The organism is Curtobacterium sp. MCBD17_040, assembly GCF_003234805.2.
Lineage (GTDB): Bacteria > Actinomycetota > Actinomycetes > Actinomycetales > Microbacteriaceae > Curtobacterium.
On the sequence record NZ_CP126273.1, the window covers coordinates 783,337 to 798,363 of the forward strand.

The window sequence follows — 15,027 nt, forward strand, 5'->3', positions numbered from 1 at the left end:
CGTCCAGGGACTCACACGGCGACCGGTTCCGCGACCGGGACGGGCGCGCCGGGTCCGGCGACGCCCACGTGCTCGGGCAGCCGCACGACCTGCGCGGCGTACGCCAGCCCGGCGCCGAACCCGAACTGCAGGGCGATCTGGCCCGGCTGCGCGAGTCCCTCGCGCAGCAGCCGCTCGGTCGCGAGCGGCACCGACGCGGACGACGTGTTGCCCGTGTCGACGATATCGCGCGCGACGATGACGTCGTCGGCGAGTCCGAGCCGGTCGTGCAGTCCCTCGACGATCCGGAGGTTCGCCTGGTGTGGCACGAAGACCTCGATGTCCTTCGGGGTCAGGCCCGCGTCCGCGATCGCCTTGAGCGCGAGCTCCGGCAGCGCCGTCTGCGTCCACCGGTACACGCTCGGCCCGTCCTGGCGCGCGGTCGGCCACGGCACGCGCTCGTCGTCGGCGGCGTACTTGAAGTCGAGCCACGAGTGCGTCAGCCCGATCGCGCCGTTGAGGCGGCCGTCCGACCCCCACACGGTCGGGCCGATGCCGGGGGTGTCGCTCGGTCCGACGAGTGCGGCACCCGAGCCGTCACCCATGATGAACGACATCGTGCGGTCGGTCGGTTCGATGAAGTCGGAGATCTTCTCGGCACCGATCACCAGGACGTGCCGGGCGAGCCCCGAGCGGATCATCGCATCCGCTTGGCCGATCCCGTAGCAGTAGCCCGCACAGGCGGCGTTGGCGTCGAACGCGGCGGTGCCGGGTCCGGTGCCGAGCCGATGCGCCACGAGGGGCGCCATCGCGGGCGTGGTCTGCATCCACGAGATGCTCGCGACGATGACGACGTCGACCTGCTCGGGGTCGATCCCGGCGGCCTCGATCGCACTGCGCCCGGCCTGCTCGGCGAGGTCCTCGACCAGGACCTCCTTGCGCGCGTGCCGACGCGTGACGATCCCCGTGCGGCGGCGGATCCACTCGTCGGACGAGTCGATGGAACCGACGAGGTCGTCGTTCGGGACGACGAGGTCCCCGCGGACGCCCCCGACGCTGATGATGCGGGAGGCCGTGGTGGTGGTCGCGCTGCGCATGGTGCTGGACACGCTATGTGTTCGAGGCGGCCCGGCTCGGGGTTTGGTGACCCCAGTCCGGGGCGTCCGCGTCGAGCGGACAGTCCGGCGCCGCGCTGCCGGTCAGGCCTGCGGTGCGGCCAGCCGGGACTCCCACTTGTCGACGACCTGCTCCGCGATCCCGCGCACGTCCTCGGTGGCCGGCCCCGGCTCGGCGACGAACCCCGCGCGCCGGTAGTACTCGAGCTCCCGGATCGACTCGAGGATGTCGGCGAGGGCGCGGTGGCCGCCGTGCTTCTCCGGTGCGTTGAAGTACACGCGCGGGAACCAGCGGCGGCAGAGTTCCTTGATGCTCGACACGTCGACGCTGCGGTAGTGCAGGTGGTTGTCGACCCGGGGCATGTACCGCGCGAGGAACGACCGGTCGGTGCCGATCGTGTTGCCCGCCAGCGGTGCCGAGCCTTCGGCGGGGACGTGCCGCAGGATGTACTCGAGCACCTGGTACTCCGCGTCGGCCAGGCTCACGCCGTTCGGGATCTCGTCGATGAGGCCCGAGGTCGTGTGCATGTTCCGCACGAAGTCGTTCATGTTGTCGAGTGCCGACTGGTTCGGCTTGATGACGATGTCGAAGCCCGGGTGGACCGGCTCGAGGTCGAAGTCCGTGACGACGACCGCGACCTCGACGAGTTCGTCGGCGTCGAGGTCGAGCCCCGTCATCTCGCAGTCGATCCAGACGAGGCGGTCGTGTGACGTGGACATGTGCTCGATCCTATGCCGGTCCGGTGACGGTCCTGGGGGTGGGGTCGGGCCTCCCGGCCGGGCCGCGTGCGGTCGGGAGGCGCGGCGGACGTCCGGTGGTCAGCTCACCTCGCCGGCGCTGACGGCCTCCGCCTCGATGCGCTGGGGCTCGGGTCCGTCGTCGACGCGGCGGAGTGCGCGCGCCGCGACGAGTGTCACGACGAAGGCGACCGTGACGGACGCGCCGGCGAAGACGTACGCGGCACTCGGGGCGATCGCGTCCGCGAGCAGCGTCGCGACCGGCGGAGCCACCGCGCCGCCGATGAACCGGACGGCCGAGTAGGCGCTCGACGCAACGGCACGGGGCAGGTCCGTGGCCTCCATGACGCTCTCGGTGAGGACGGTGTTGAGCACGCCGAGCACGAGACCGCCGATCACCACGCAGATCACCAGGCCGACCTGGCTGTGCACCACGACCGCCGCCGCGAACAGGTCGAGCGCCAGCAGCGGCAGCGCGAGCCGGAGCACCGACGTGCGCCGGAGCCGGGCCGTCAGCATCGGCGCGACCCACACCGAGGTGACCGCGAGGCCGACACCCCAACCGAAGAAGGTGAAGCCGATGCCGAGCGCGTCGAAGCCGAGCGGGTACGGCGTGTAAGCGAGGAGCACGAAGAAGCCGATGTTGTAGAACAGCGCGGTCGCGGCGAGGGCGGCCAACGCCGGACGGCCGAGCGCGCGGAACGGCGCGGACAGCGGGGTGGGCGACGGCTTCTCCACTCCGTTGCCCCGGAGGAACACGAGGATCGCCACGAACGCGATCGCCATGAGCGTCGTCACGCCGAAGAACGGCCCGCGCCAGCTGATCGACCCGAGGAGCCCGCCGACCAGCGGACCGATCGCGATGCCGAGCCCGAGCGCCGCCTCGTACAGGATGATCGCCGAGGCCGTCCCACCCGACGCCGCACCGACGATCGTGGCGAGCGCGGTCGAGATGAAGAGCGCGTTGCCGAGCCCCCACCCGGCGCGGAAGTCGATGATGTGCCAGACGCTGCCGGACGTGGCGGCGAGCACCGAGAACAGCACGATGAGCGCGAGCCCGATCATGAGCGTCTTCTTCGCGCCGATCCGGCTCGAGACCCAGCTCGTGAAGAACATCGCGACGCCCGTCACTGCGAGGTAACTCGTGAACAGGAGCTCGGTCTGCGTCGGCGTGGCCTTGAGGGACTGCGCGATCGCCGGGAGGATCGGGTCCACGAGCCCGATGCCCATGAACGCCACGACGCAGGCGAAGGCGATCGCCCAGACCGCCGAGGACTGCTTGAGGATGCTGCTGCTGCTGCTGCTGCTGCTGCCGTGGCCGGTGGGGCCGTGGCCGGTGCCGGTCGGTGCTGCGTGGTCCGTCACGCGGGTGTCTCCGTCCTGACCCTCGCCGTGACGAGGGTCGCTGCTCGGTGCAGGGTGTCCCACTCGTCGGGGTCGAGGTCCGCGAAGAGCGGACCGACCTCGCGCGCGAGGGTGGCGCGCCAGTCCCGGATGGCCTGGTGGCCGGCGTCGGTGATCGTGATGAGGCCGGCCCGGGAGTCCTCCGGGTCGGTGGTCCGGCTCGCGAGGCCGTCCGTGACCATGCCCGCGACGAGCTTGGTCATCGTCGGCTGGCTGACCCGGCTGACCGCGGCGAGCTCGCCGAGGCGCATCGTGCCGTCGCTGTCGAGGATGCCGAGGGTCCGCCACACGGCCGACGAGGTCGTGTTGCCGCTGGCGCGGGCAGCGCGACGGATCAGTCGATTCACGGACACGAGGAGCGCCTCGATGGTGGCCTCGCGATCGTCCATGCCGACAATTCTATAGCCGAGCTATGTATCCGACAAGGGCTGCCCTCCCGACCGTCCTCGTGGTGCCCGATGCGCGGGCCGCTCGATGCCCCCGACTGGTAGAAGGGACGAATGAGCGACATCACCATCCACGAGGGCGACGAATACACCGCCATCTACCACGACGGCCCCTTCAACGGCACGACGGACACCCGCACCGCGACGAGCGACACGTGGGACGACGAGGTGACGGCGTTCGCGATCGTCGACGGACTCGAGACCGCGTTCACCTACAAGGCCGAGAACGCCAAGCAGGTCGTCGACCAGGTGCACGTCGACTACCGCTGGGACGCCGAGCACTCGGACCCCGTCGACGCACTCGAGAACCGGGGCGACCGCACCGGCGAGTTCGACCGCCCCTGACCCGCATCGGCCGGCCTCCGGGAATGGAGGTCGGCCAGCGTGCGTTCCGCCCCGCATGCACCTCGACCTGTACACGTCCGCGTTCTGCGCCCCCTGCGCCGCGGCACGACGGGTCGTCGGCGAGGCACAGCGGCTCGTCCCCGCGCTCGAGGTGCGGGAGCTCGACGTCGCGGCGCACCCGGACCGGGTCGAGGCGCTCGGCATCCGCTCCACGCCGACCATCGTCATCAGTGCGGCGGACGGTGACGAGGTGTTCCGTGCCGCAGGGGTCCCACGACCGGACCAGCTGCTGACGGCGCTCGCCCGCGCGCTGCCCTGACGCGTCCCCGCCGTCCCGGCACGCGACCCGTCGCCGTCCACGGCCACGCCGTACAATCGCTCGCAGGCCTCCGTAGCTCAGTGGAAGAGCAGATGGTTTCTACCCATCCTGTCGCGGGTTCGAATCCTGCCGGGGGCGCGCGACGACGAACGGCCGCCCCCGTCGAGGGAGCGGCCGTCCATGTGGTCCGTCTGAGCGCGCGCTCGATCAGTCGTCGTCCTGGTCGGCCCGGCGCCGGAGTTCCGCTGCACTGACCGGCGAACCGTACGGCGCCTCGTCTGTTTCGTCGGGATCGGCCGGCTCGACCGGCGCGTCGGCGATGCGGGTCGGGATCGACGTCGTGTTCGTGGTCGCGGGCCCGGCTGCGTCGACCTTCGGGTCCGTCAGCTCGCCCGCCGGTCGGCCCTGCTCGCCGGACTCATCCGCGCTCACCGGGGCGACCTGGGCCTGGGCCGGGGCCTGGGCCGGGGCCGGGGCCGGGGCCGGGGCCGGGGCCGCGGTCGGGGACTGGGTCGCCGGACGCTCCGACGTCGACGGTCGTGCGAGGGCCACTGCCGGCATCACGGCCGTCTGCCGGTCCGCCTCGGTCCCGCCGGTACCGGACACTGCCGTGCCGGACGGCGCCACCACTGCCGACCCATCGGCTCCCGCCTCGCGGTCCGGCGTCCCGACCGGCCGTGCCGAAGGGGCGCGGTCCGCCGGGGCGCTGCTGTCTGCCGAAGCACTGCGGTCGGTCAGTGTGCCGCGAGCTGCCGATGCGGCGCGATCGGGCAGGGGGCTGCGATCCACACGGGGGAGCACCGGTGCGATCGGCGCTGGACGCGGAGCGGTCCCCGAACCGACCGTCACCCCACCGGCGGCGCCGTCGGCGGTCCCGCCCGCCGCGGTCGTGCCCGCCGCGGTCGTGCCCGTCGCGGTCGTGCCCGTCGCGTCCGAGCGCCCGGCGCGGAGGGGCGTCGTCGTGGCACCGCGCTCGGCACCGGATCCCGCCCGTACCGCGTCGGTCTGGTCCGCGTTCCACTCCTGCTGGCGCTTGACGAGGTCGGCGTCGGGATCCGGGCTCTCGAACTTCCAGCGCTCCAGGTCCGCGCGGAACAGCTTGCGTGCCCTGGACGGCCGCGCCTGCCACTCGAGCATCCGGTCACGGAACTCGGACAGCGACTGTTCGGCCTGGAAGCTGAAGGTCGACGAGTGCTTCTTGATGTCGGCGATCTCGTGCTGCGCCCAGTTCGCCGCCACGGGTGCACCGACCACGGGCAGGAGCCGCAGCCGGATGTCGGCGTCCTCGGCCAGGTGATCCGCGTAGGAACGCTCGTCGTGGCCCAGCGCACCCCAGGTCGCCGCCTTGCGGGCGGCGGAGATCACGCCGGCGACGGCGGCGTTCTTCGCTTCGCGCTCCTGCATCGCCACGACGCGCTTGGTGGCACCGCGACCGATGAGGGCCGCGACGATGCCCGCGACGACGATCGCGACGAACGGGATGATCGCGCCCGAGATGAGTCGCCAACCATGGGCCGAACCCGACCAGTCGATGAAGCTGTTCCACCATTGCATGTGCGCACCATATCCATGGCTCACGGCGCCGTCGGCGTGCGACAGGCCATTGCGGAGAACCGCCCCGCGGAGGGTCCGATCGGTGTCACCAGCGCAGGCAGTCGACGGCGTCGTCCGGGTCCCACACCGTAGGGAGCGCCACGAAGCGACGCTCGGCGGGGACGTATCGGCGCGCTCGGTACGCCGGAGCGCCCGCGACCTCGACGCGGTCCACGTACCCGACGATCTCGCCGTTCGCGCGGGTCACCCGGCTCAGGTCCTCACGCACGTCGAGGACGCGGAGGCCGCCACGGGAACGCGCGACCGGCCGTGGCGTCCCGATCCGCCAGGGAGCTGCTGTCGTCTCCAATGTCGCCTCCTCGTCCGCCAGGCGGTTCCCGGCTCGACGACGACGCTAGGAGCACCCGCCGACAGCGCAGCGCGCGACCGCGACCGGTGTGGACGACGGGCGCCGTGCCTCCCGTGTGGAGGGCGGGCCGGGGAATGGCGAGGGGCCCGTCGTCGTTGACCACCCAGCCGGGAGTCGCCCGGCCGCGGAAGGTAGGTTGCCCCCATGACGACGTTCGTGCTCGCAGGTGGTTGTTTCTGGTGTCTCGACGCGGTGTACCGCACGCTCCAGGGCGTGCAGGACGTCGTGTCCGGTTACGTCGGCGGGACGGTCGCCGACCCCTCGTACGAGCTCGTGTGCACCGGCCGGACCGGGCACGCCGAAGCGGTCGCCGTCACCTTCGACGAGACCGTGATCCCCGCCGACGTCATCCTCGACGTCTTCTTCACGCTGCACGACCCGCGCCAGCTCAACCGTCAGGGCGCCGACATCGGCACCCAGTACCGGTCGGCGATGTTCCCGGCCGACGACGAGCAGCGTGCCCTGTTCGAGCGCGCGATCGAGCGTGCGGCTGACATCTGGGACGGCACCATCGTCACGACGATCGAGCCGCTCACGGAGTTCTACCGGGCCGAGGAGTACCACCAGGAATTCTTCGCGAAGAACCCGGGTCAGGGCTACTGCATGGCCGTCGCGGTGCCCAAGGTGAACAAGGTGCGCCGGGCGTACGCTCAGTACATCCTGGCGTCGTAGCCGGACACCGATCCGGTCGTCGGACGGCGCGGGACCACGAGGAGGTGGTCGACGATGACGACGACGGACGAGCGTGTCACCACACGCACGACGGACACCTGGGTCGCGATCGGACCGGCGGGTGCGGTGGGCAGCATCCACCGCACCGAAGCCGGGTTCCGCGTCGCGCTGTACGGCCGGGAGGACCGACACGCGTCGTACCCGACGCTCGAGTCGGCGAAGCGTGCCGTGCACGCGGCGCTCGGGCCATTGGCCGAGCGGCCCGAGTTCCGCGCCCACTGACCGGACGTCGTCCCCAAGGGACCCGTCGAGGCGGTTGTCCACCGGTGTGGTCGACAGCGCCTCGCCGCGTTGGGCCAGGCCCGACGATCGGGGCATGAACGACACGATCACCATCCGCGGCATCGTCGCGACCGAACCACGGCACCTCGTCACGGGGACCGGCCTGGCCATCACGAGCTTCCGACTGGCGTCGCCGTCGCGGCGGTGGGACCGCGCCAACTCCGCCTGGGTGAACGGCGACACGAACTGGTTCACGGTCACCGCGTTCCGCAGCCTGGCGTCGAACTGCACCGGTTCCGTCGTCAAGGGGGACCGGGTGCTCGTCGCGGGGCGGTTGCGGGTCCGGACGTGGGAGCGCCAGGACCGGTCGGGGCTCGCGGTCGAGATCGACGCCGACGCGATCGGGCACGACCTGGCCTACGGGCGCGGTCAGTGGCGCCGCACGCCGCGGCAGACGGCCGACGAGATGGCGGCTCCGGGTGACGCGCCGTCGGCCGAGGAACGCGCGATGGCCGGTGCCGTCGCGCTGGAGGTCGCAGCCGGCGCGTTCGGGGCGACGCGCGGTGCCGACGACGCTGGGTCCGTGGACGGGAACCTGGACGGCGGCGGCCCGGATGGCGACGGTCTCGCCTCGACACCGGGGATGTTCGTGGCACCGGAGTTCGCGGGCGTGGGCCCCGACGGCGTCGTGCCCGACGACGACGCCGCACCGGCCCCTGGCCCGGACCGTCACGACCCCTCGGCCCTCGCGGTTGACGCCACGGCGTGACGGGCAGTGGTCTCCCGGCCCGCCCGGGTCCTGCCCGTACACTGGTGCGGCGCCGCCGGGGGACCGCCGTCGCAGGAAGGACGCGTCCATGCGAGGCAGGCTCCCGATGGTCCTGGCGATCACGATGCTCGCCGGGATCGGCGTGAGCGCCTGCACGGGCGGCGGTGACCACGACACGGTGTCCGCACCGCCGAGCAGCAGCGTCTCCGCGAGCACGACGGCCACGGCGATCTCGACCCCGACGGACGTCCCCGTCCCGACCGCGACGCTGGACGCCGCCGCCACCGCGGCGAAGGGTCGGTTCGACGACGCCGCGCACACGCTCACCACGTCGAACGCGCACCCCGACGACGCGGCGATCGTGAACTCCCTCGTGAACGCGGGGTTCCCGAAGAAGGCGATGCAGATCACGCCGGACACGACCTCGATCGGTCGCGCCGCCGACTCGATCCAGGTGTCGGTGCTCGTCGGGTCCACCTGCCTCATCGGTCAGTTCCGCGGCGCGGCGTTCGTGAGCGAGACGGCTCCCGTGCTCAGCACGGGCAAGTGCCTGATCGGCAAGACCGAGAGCATCCAATGACGCCGGGGGTGGTGATCACCGCCCCCGCTGTCCTCCGTACCCCTCAGTAGACTGGACGAGACATGGCTGAGTACATCTACCAAATGGTCCGCGCCCGCAAGTCGGTCGGCGAGAAACTGATCCTCGACGACGTCACGATGTCGTTCCTGCCCGGCGCCAAGATCGGCGTCGTCGGCCCGAACGGCGCTGGCAAGTCGACGATCCTCAAGATCATGGCCGGCCTCGACCAGCCGTCGAACGGCGAGGCCAAGCTCACGCCGGGGTTCACGGTCGGCATCCTCATGCAGGAGCCGGAGCTCGACGAGGACAAGACGGTCCTCGAGAACGTGCAGGAAGGCGTCGGCCCGATCAAGGCCAAGCTCGACCGCTTCAACGAGATCTCCGCCCAGATGGCCGAGCCGGACGCCGACTTCGACGCGCTCCTGGCCGAGATGGGCACCCTGCAGGAAGAGATCGACGCGGCCGACGCGTGGGACCTCGACTCGCAGCTCGAGCAGGCCATGGCGGCGCTCCAGTGCCCGCCGGCGGACGAGGTCGTCTCGCACCTCTCCGGTGGCGAGAAGCGTCGCGTCGCCCTCTGCAAGCTCCTGCTGCAGAAGCCCGACCTGCTCCTGCTCGACGAGCCGACGAACCACCTCGACGCCGAGAGCGTGCTGTGGCTCGAGCAGCACCTGCAGCAGTACCCCGGCGCCGTCCTCGCCGTGACCCACGACCGGTACTTCCTCGACCACGTCGCCGAGTGGATCGCCGAGGTCGACCGCGGACGGCTCTACCCGTACGAGGGCAACTACTCGACGTACCTCGAGAAGAAGCGTGCGCGCCTCGAGGTGCAGGGCAAGAAGGACGCCAAGCTCGCCAAGCGTCTGTCGGACGAGCTCGACTGGGTGCGGAGCAACTCGAAGGGCCGCCAGGCGAAGTCGAAGGCCCGCCTCGCCCGCTACGAGGAGATGGCGGCCGAGGCCGAGCGGACGCGCAAGCTCGACTTCGAGGAGATCGTGATCCCCGTGGGGCCGCGGCTCGGCTCGCAGGTCATCGACGCGGCCAAGCTGCACAAGCAGTTCGGCGAGCGGATCATCATCGACAACCTGTCGTTCACGCTGCCGCGCAACGGCATCGTCGGCGTCATCGGCCCGAACGGCGTGGGCAAGACGACGCTGTTCAAGACGATCGTCGGCCTCGAGCCCCTCGACGCCGGCGACCTCAAGATCGGCGAGACCGTCGACATCTCGTACGTCGACCAGACGCGCGGCGGCATCGACCCGAACAAGAACCTGTGGGAGGTCGTGTCCGATGGCCTCGACTTCATCCAGGTGGGCAAGACCGAGATCCCGTCGCGCGCGTACGTGTCGCAGTTCGGGTTCAAGGGCCCGGACCAGCAGAAGAAGGCCGGCGTGCTCTCCGGTGGTGAGCGCAACCGACTGAACCTCGCGCTGACGCTCAAGCAGGGCGGCAACCTCCTGCTCCTCGACGAGCCGACGAACGACCTCGACGTCGAGACCCTCGGCAGCCTGGAGAACGCCCTCCTCGAGTTCCCGGGCTGTGCCGTGGTCATCACCCACGACCGGTGGTTCCTCGACCGCATCGCGACGCACATCCTCGCGTGGGAGGGCGTGAACGAGGACGGCGTGCCGAACTGGTACTGGTTCGAGGGCAACTTCCAGGCGTACGAGGAGAACAAGATCCAGCGCCTCGGCGCCGATGCCGCCAAGCCCGGCCGGGCGACGTACCGCAAGCTCACGCGGGACTGACGGTGGCACGACTGCGCGTGCCCGTCCGCATCCGGTGGAGTGACATCGACGCGTACGGGCACGTCAACAACTCGGCGATGCTCCGGCTCCTGGAGGAAGCACGCATCCTCGCGTTCTGGGCGCCGGACCCCGAGGAACTCGAGGGCACGTCCGAGACGCCGCCGCCGATCATCGACGGTCGCCCCGGATCCGGGACGTTGACGGTGATCGCCGGACAGCGGCTCGAGTACCTGCAGTCGATCCCGTACCTCCGGCGGCCGCTCGACATCCAGATGTGGGTCGGGCGGATCGGCGGGGCGAGCATCGACGTCTCGTACGAGGTCTGCTCGCCCGCCGGTACCGACCCCTTCGTCGTGTTCACCCGGGCGACCACCTCGCTCGTGCTCGTCGACGCCGAGACGAACCGCCCGCGACGCCTCACCGACGTCGAGCGTGCCGCGTGCGAGGCGTACCGCGAGGAGCCCGTGGCGTTCTCGCGCCCGTAGGACCGTCGTGGGCGACGGCCGGTGCCGCCGCCCACGACCCGCTCGCCGGGTTCGGGTGCCGGTCAGCGCCCGGGCAGGTTCGCGAGCGCTGCCGACCGTCGTGCCACGAGGTCCGCGTACGTGCCGTCACGCTCCGCCCAGCGGTGCATCTGCACGCCCTGCACCAGGATCTCGTGGGGCGTCGGGTCCTGGGTGAGCAGGTCGGTCACCTCGTCCAGGAACCCCTCCAGCGGCAGGGCCGCGGGGTTGACCGCGCCCTGGTCACCCGTGTCGACCGCGGGCGGGACGAGCTCGGTGACGGCGACCCCGGTGCCGGCGAGCTGCGCGCGGAGGGCCTCCGAGTACGCGTGCACCCCGGCCTTCGACGCCGCGTAGCTCGCCATGAGGGGGAACGGGAGGAACGCGATCCCCGACGTCACCGTGATGAGGTCACCGCCGCCACGCGCGATGAGGTGCGGCGTGAACGCATCGATGACCCGGATCGTCCCGAGGAGGTTGACGTCGACGGTCACCGCGGTCTGCGCGAAGTGGGCCGGATCGCGGAGGTCCTCGAGGAGCATCACCCCCGACATCGTGACGACGACGTCGAGGTCCGGGTGGTCCCGCAGCACGGTGTCGCGTGCGTGGAGGACGGAGGCCGGATCGGTGACGTCGACGACGACGGTCTCGAGGTCGTCGACCCGGTCGACGTTCCGCCCGCCGACGACGACGGTGCTGCCCGCCGCGGCGAACCGTCTGGCGAGTCCGAGGCCGATGCCGGAGGTCCCTCCGACGATGAAGACGCTGCGTCCGTTGATGTCCATGGTGCTCTGCTCTCTGTCTGGTGACGGGGACATGAGCATCGTGGGCGCACCCGGAGCCGTGGGGGAGTCGTCGGGTCTTCCTGGGACCGTCAGACCCCCGCTCAGGCCCCGGGCACGCGGAGCATGCCCTCCTGCGCGACCGTGGTCAGCAGGCGGCCCGAACGGTCGAACATCCGGCCGATCGCCAGTCCACGGCCGCTCTGCGCGCTCGGTGACTCCTGCGTGTAGAGCACCCAGTCATCAGCGCGGCCGTCGCGGTGCCACCACATCGCGTGGTCGAGGCTCGCGCTCTTGACGCCCAACGTGCCCCAGGCGAGGCCGTGCCGCCGCATGATCGGCTCGAGGATCGACAGGTCGCTCGCGTAACCGAGCACGGCACGGTGGAGGGCCGGGTCGTCGGGCAGGTCACCGGCCACCCGGAGCCAGACGGCCTGGTGGGCGACGCGCTCGCCGGTCACCTCGATGAACACCGGCCCTCCGGGGTGCCGGACGTCGATCGACCGTTTCGCCCAGTGGCGGGCGACGGGGTGGTCGATCCCGGCGAGGAGCTCGGCGGCCGACGGCAGGGACTCGGGGTCGGGGACGTCCAGGGGCATCGTGTCCTGGTGCTCCACGCCGGTGTCGGGCGTCTGGAACGAGGCGATCATCGAGAAGATCGGCACACCCCGCTGGTACGCCTGGACCCGACGCGTGGCGAAGGAGCGGCCGTCGTGGATCCGCTCGACGGCGAACGTGATCGGCTCGTCGATGGCACCGGGTCGGAGGAAGTACCCGTGCATCGAGTGGATGGCCCGCCCGTCGATCGTGGTCTGCGCCGCGACGACGCACTGGGCGAGGACCTGCCCGCCGAACACCCGGCCGCCGGGTGACCAGTGGCTCGAGCCGGTGAAGATGTCCTCGCCGGTGCTCGCACCCGTGTCCACGAGCCGGAGGGTGGGCATGAAGTCCGGTTCGCCCGTCGTCGGGCCTCCGTGCGCTGGGCCGTTCATCGCCCCGTAGTCTACGAGCCACCCGAGCGGGGTGCCCCAGCGGTCCGGGGGCGTGGTCCGTTATCCTCGACCGTTGATGAGCCCGTCGTTCACGCTTCCCGACACCACCTCCCTCGGCGACCTCCGCACCTACCTGGGGCGGGCCTCCCGGGTGGAGGACGGATCGGTGCGGCTCATCGCCGGTGGCGGCGTCCTCGCCGTCTACACGGCGATCCTCTACCCGGTCGGGTTGCTCGACGAGGTGCCGACGGTGCTCGGACTCCGGACGTTCGCGCTGGCCGACCCGGTCGAGTTCGACGCCGTCGTCCCGATCGCGTCGTTCGTCCACCGGCTCGACGCGCTCGTCGAGGAGCACCGCTCCGCCGAGGAACGCGGACTGGACCCGACCGCGGCGACCGCCGTCACGGCTGAGCTCCCGCTCGAGGTCCACACCGTGACCTGGGCCGCGATCTCGCCGCCCCGCGGTGGCTGGGTCGCGCAGCTCGACATCGATGCCCGCACGCTCCGCCGGGTCGCGCGCGAGGGCATGGCCGAGGTGGCAGAAGCCGTCCCGACGGCCGCCGGCGACGCCGTCGTGCGCCGCGTCCGCGCCGAGGTCTGGGGGAGGCCCGTCAACGGTGAGGAGCACCTGCCCGCTGGAGCCGCGTTCGCGGCCGAGAGCCTCGGGTTCCTGGCCGAGGGCGAACCCGTCCGTCTGTTCGAGACGGGGCCGTGGAGCCGCCTGACGACGACCCGCGGGCATGTGCTCGTCAAGCGTCGGGCGTGGAGCCTGTCCCGCTGACGTCGCCCGCGGCGTTCACCATGGCGTGCGCCGCGCGCTCGAGGTACGCCCAGAGCATCGCCTCGTCCATCGGAGCGAGGTCGAGACCGTCGACGGCGGCGCGCATGTGCCGCAACCAGCGGTCCCGTGCATCCGGGGTCACGCGGAACGGCATGTGCCGCATCCGCAGCCGCGGGTGCCCGCGCTCCTCCGAGTAGGTCGTCGGTCCGCCCCAGTACTGCTGGAGGAACAGGGAGAGTCGCGAGATCGCGCCCTCCAGGTCCTCGGCCGGGTACATCGGCCAGATGACGGGGTCGCTCTGGACACCCTCGTAGAAGGCGCGGACGAGCCGGTCGAACGTCGGGGCGCCGCCGATCCGGTGGAAGAGCTCGCCGCCCGGGGTCACGCCGCCCGAGCCGACGCGGAGCGTGATCGGCTGCGGCCCGGCGCCGGCGCCGACGCCGACGCCGACGCCGGGGCGCTCGGTGCCCTGGGCGGGGCGCTCGGTGCCGTCGCCGCTCATGCCGGGTCCCGGGGCGCCGTGGCCTTCTTGCGGGACGGTCGGGTGACGGGCGTCGGATGCGTGCGCGGGGGGCGAGCGCCGTTGATCGAGGTGGCGTTCTCCCACCCGGCGGGCATGATCATCGCCATGGCGGGCAGCGTCACGCCGAGGTCGTCGACCGCCTTCTTGAGGCGGACCCGGAGCTCCCGGCCGACGGCGTCGAGTTCGGCAGCGCGCGTCTTGATGACGAGCCGGAACACCATCGCACCGTCGGTGATCGTCTGGAGGCCCCAGATCTCCGGCTTCTCGACGATGCGCTGCCGCCAGCGGGTCTCCTGCGCCATCGCCACCGCCGCGCCGAGCAGTGCGTCCTCGACGGCGTCGATGTCCGTCTCGTACGGGACGGTGACGTCGACGAGGACGCGGGACCATCCCTGCGACATGTTCCCGACGCGGAGGATCTGCCCGTTCGGTACGAACCAGAGGATCCCGTTGACGTCACGGACCTGCATGACCCGCAGGCCGACGTTCTCGACCACGCCGGTGGCCTGACCCGTGTCGACGACGTCACCGACGCCGGCTTGGTCCTCGATGATCATGAAGATCCCGGACAGCAGGTCCTTGACGATGCTCTGCGCCCCGACGGCGAGGCCCGCGGCGACCACCGACGCCCCCGCGACGAGCCCCAGCAGGTTCGCGCCGAACTGGCTGGCGATGATGACGAGCGCCACGACGGCGATCACCACGGTCGCGACGTTCTCGAGCACGCTGCCGAGCGTCCGGGTGCGCTGGATCACACGCGCGGTCTGCAGGGGCGACGCGATGAGGGCCTGCGTGTCCTCGACGTTCTGCCGACGCTTCACACCGTTGACGATGCGGTCGACGAGGTTCCGGATGACCCGGCGCAGGAACAGTCGCAGGACGACAGCGAGGACCACGACGATCACGATCGTGATCGCCGTGTGCCAGGTGTCGACGAACTGCGTGAAGGCGTTCGTCACGATGGTCTTCGCTTCGTCGGTGGGGGATGGGGTCGATGTCGCGGCGAGGAGCATGGTCCGAGCGATGGTAGGGGATGGACCTCGGCCGGACGTTCAGCTGCGCCCGGCCGAGGCGCGGTCACACGGT

Annotated in this window: 19 protein-coding genes and 1 tRNA gene; 10 read left to right on the forward strand and 10 right to left on the reverse strand. The window is 71.4% G+C overall.

All coding sequences use genetic code 11. The features are described from left to right. Window positions 1-11 precede the first annotated feature (11 nt). From DEI94_RS03765 to DEI94_RS03780, 4 genes are all read right to left on the reverse strand, one after another. Window positions 12-1,076, reverse strand: a complete 1,065-nt coding sequence (locus DEI94_RS03765; protein WP_111026439.1) for a beta-ketoacyl-ACP synthase 3 — start codon at window positions 1,074-1,076, stop codon at window positions 12-14. Window positions 1,077-1,178: 102 nt separating this feature from the next. Beyond that, complete coding sequence (gene orn / locus DEI94_RS03770) at window positions 1,179-1,814, reverse strand: oligoribonuclease (protein ID WP_111009960.1); 636 nt, start codon at window positions 1,812-1,814, stop codon at window positions 1,179-1,181. A 99-nt stretch (window positions 1,815-1,913) separates the two neighbouring features. Then, window positions 1,914-3,119 (reverse strand): MFS transporter, encoded by a 1,206-nt coding sequence (locus DEI94_RS03775; protein WP_258368572.1) that lies wholly within the window; start codon window positions 3,117-3,119, stop codon window positions 1,914-1,916. Between the two features lie 74 nt (window positions 3,120-3,193). Then, window positions 3,194-3,625, reverse strand: coding sequence for a MarR family winged helix-turn-helix transcriptional regulator (locus tag DEI94_RS03780; protein WP_111013794.1), 432 nt, complete (start codon window positions 3,623-3,625; stop codon window positions 3,194-3,196). A 111-nt stretch (window positions 3,626-3,736) separates the two neighbouring features. Here DEI94_RS03780 and DEI94_RS03785 point away from each other — a divergent pair, with 111 nt between their 5' ends. The 3 genes from DEI94_RS03785 (at window position 3,737) to DEI94_RS03795 (ending at window position 4,484) form a co-directional block, all read left to right on the forward strand. Beyond that, window positions 3,737-4,027 carry an oligoribonuclease gene (locus tag DEI94_RS03785; RefSeq protein ID WP_111009955.1) on the forward strand — a complete coding sequence of 97 codons (291 nt, stop codon included), beginning with the start codon at window positions 3,737-3,739 and terminating at the stop codon, window positions 4,025-4,027. Window positions 4,028-4,082: 55 nt separating this feature from the next. Next, window positions 4,083-4,346: a glutaredoxin family protein gene (locus DEI94_RS03790; protein WP_111013793.1), complete on the forward strand. Its 264-nt coding sequence runs from the start codon at window positions 4,083-4,085 to the stop codon at window positions 4,344-4,346. Window positions 4,347-4,412: 66 nt separating this feature from the next. After that, a tRNA-Arg gene (locus DEI94_RS03795) sits at window positions 4,413-4,484 on the forward strand. A gap of 69 nt (window positions 4,485-4,553) precedes the next feature. On the opposite strand, the gene DEI94_RS03800 is transcribed toward DEI94_RS03795, so the two are convergent. Continuing rightward, the gene (locus DEI94_RS03800; RefSeq protein ID WP_284183732.1) at window positions 4,554-5,900 is read right to left on the reverse strand and encodes a hypothetical protein; all 1,347 of its coding nucleotides are present in this window, start codon (window positions 5,898-5,900) and stop codon (window positions 4,554-4,556) included. Window positions 5,901-5,985: 85 nt separating this feature from the next. Next, entirely contained in the window at window positions 5,986-6,249 is a 264-nt protein-coding gene (locus DEI94_RS03805; RefSeq protein WP_111009950.1) for a hypothetical protein, read from the reverse strand. A 204-nt stretch (window positions 6,250-6,453) separates the two neighbouring features. Here DEI94_RS03805 and msrA point away from each other — a divergent pair, with 204 nt between their 5' ends. The 6 genes from msrA (at window position 6,454) to DEI94_RS03835 (ending at window position 10,845) form a co-directional block, all read left to right on the forward strand. Then, window positions 6,454-6,981 (forward strand): peptide-methionine (S)-S-oxide reductase MsrA, encoded by a 528-nt coding sequence (gene msrA, locus DEI94_RS03810; protein WP_111027795.1) that lies wholly within the window; start codon window positions 6,454-6,456, stop codon window positions 6,979-6,981. A 54-nt stretch (window positions 6,982-7,035) separates the two neighbouring features. Further along, window positions 7,036-7,263 (forward strand): methyltransferase, encoded by a 228-nt coding sequence (locus tag DEI94_RS03815; RefSeq protein ID WP_111009946.1) that lies wholly within the window; start codon window positions 7,036-7,038, stop codon window positions 7,261-7,263. A 94-nt stretch (window positions 7,264-7,357) separates the two neighbouring features. Next, window positions 7,358-8,032, forward strand: a complete 675-nt coding sequence (locus DEI94_RS03820) for a single-stranded DNA-binding protein (RefSeq protein ID WP_111027794.1) — start codon at window positions 7,358-7,360, stop codon at window positions 8,030-8,032. An 88-nt stretch (window positions 8,033-8,120) separates the two neighbouring features. Then, the gene (locus tag DEI94_RS03825; RefSeq protein ID WP_146246077.1) at window positions 8,121-8,612 is read left to right on the forward strand and encodes a DUF6993 domain-containing protein; all 492 of its coding nucleotides are present in this window, start codon (window positions 8,121-8,123) and stop codon (window positions 8,610-8,612) included. 62 nt (window positions 8,613-8,674) lie between these two features. Then, window positions 8,675-10,360, forward strand: a complete 1,686-nt coding sequence (ettA, locus tag DEI94_RS03830; protein ID WP_111009941.1) for an energy-dependent translational throttle protein EttA — start codon at window positions 8,675-8,677, stop codon at window positions 10,358-10,360. Window positions 10,361-10,377: 17 nt separating this feature from the next. After that, complete coding sequence (locus tag DEI94_RS03835; protein ID WP_258368554.1) at window positions 10,378-10,845, forward strand: acyl-CoA thioesterase; 468 nt, start codon at window positions 10,378-10,380, stop codon at window positions 10,843-10,845. A gap of 62 nt (window positions 10,846-10,907) precedes the next feature. Here the strand turns inward: DEI94_RS03835 and DEI94_RS03840 are convergent, their stop codons facing one another. Beyond that, complete coding sequence (locus DEI94_RS03840) at window positions 10,908-11,648, reverse strand: SDR family oxidoreductase (protein WP_111013791.1); 741 nt, start codon at window positions 11,646-11,648, stop codon at window positions 10,908-10,910. A 101-nt stretch (window positions 11,649-11,749) separates the two neighbouring features. Continuing rightward, entirely contained in the window at window positions 11,750-12,637 is an 888-nt protein-coding gene (locus DEI94_RS03845; RefSeq protein WP_181441911.1) for an acyl-CoA thioesterase, read from the reverse strand. A 76-nt stretch (window positions 12,638-12,713) separates the two neighbouring features. Between DEI94_RS03845 and DEI94_RS03850 the strand changes: the two genes are divergently transcribed. After that, window positions 12,714-13,418: a DUF8185 domain-containing protein gene (locus tag DEI94_RS03850; protein WP_111009935.1), complete on the forward strand. Its 705-nt coding sequence runs from the start codon at window positions 12,714-12,716 to the stop codon at window positions 13,416-13,418. On the opposite strand, the gene DEI94_RS03855 is transcribed toward DEI94_RS03850, so the two are convergent. Beyond that, window positions 13,387-13,803: a globin gene (locus DEI94_RS03855; protein WP_258368570.1), complete on the reverse strand. Its 417-nt coding sequence runs from the start codon at window positions 13,801-13,803 to the stop codon at window positions 13,387-13,389. The genes DEI94_RS03850 and DEI94_RS03855 overlap by 32 nt on opposite strands. Window positions 13,804-13,916: 113 nt before the next feature. Then, a complete protein-coding gene (locus tag DEI94_RS03860) occupies window positions 13,917-14,954 on the reverse strand; it encodes a mechanosensitive ion channel family protein (RefSeq protein ID WP_111009932.1) in 1,038 nt (345 codons plus the stop codon). Window positions 14,955-15,027 lie beyond the last annotated feature (73 nt).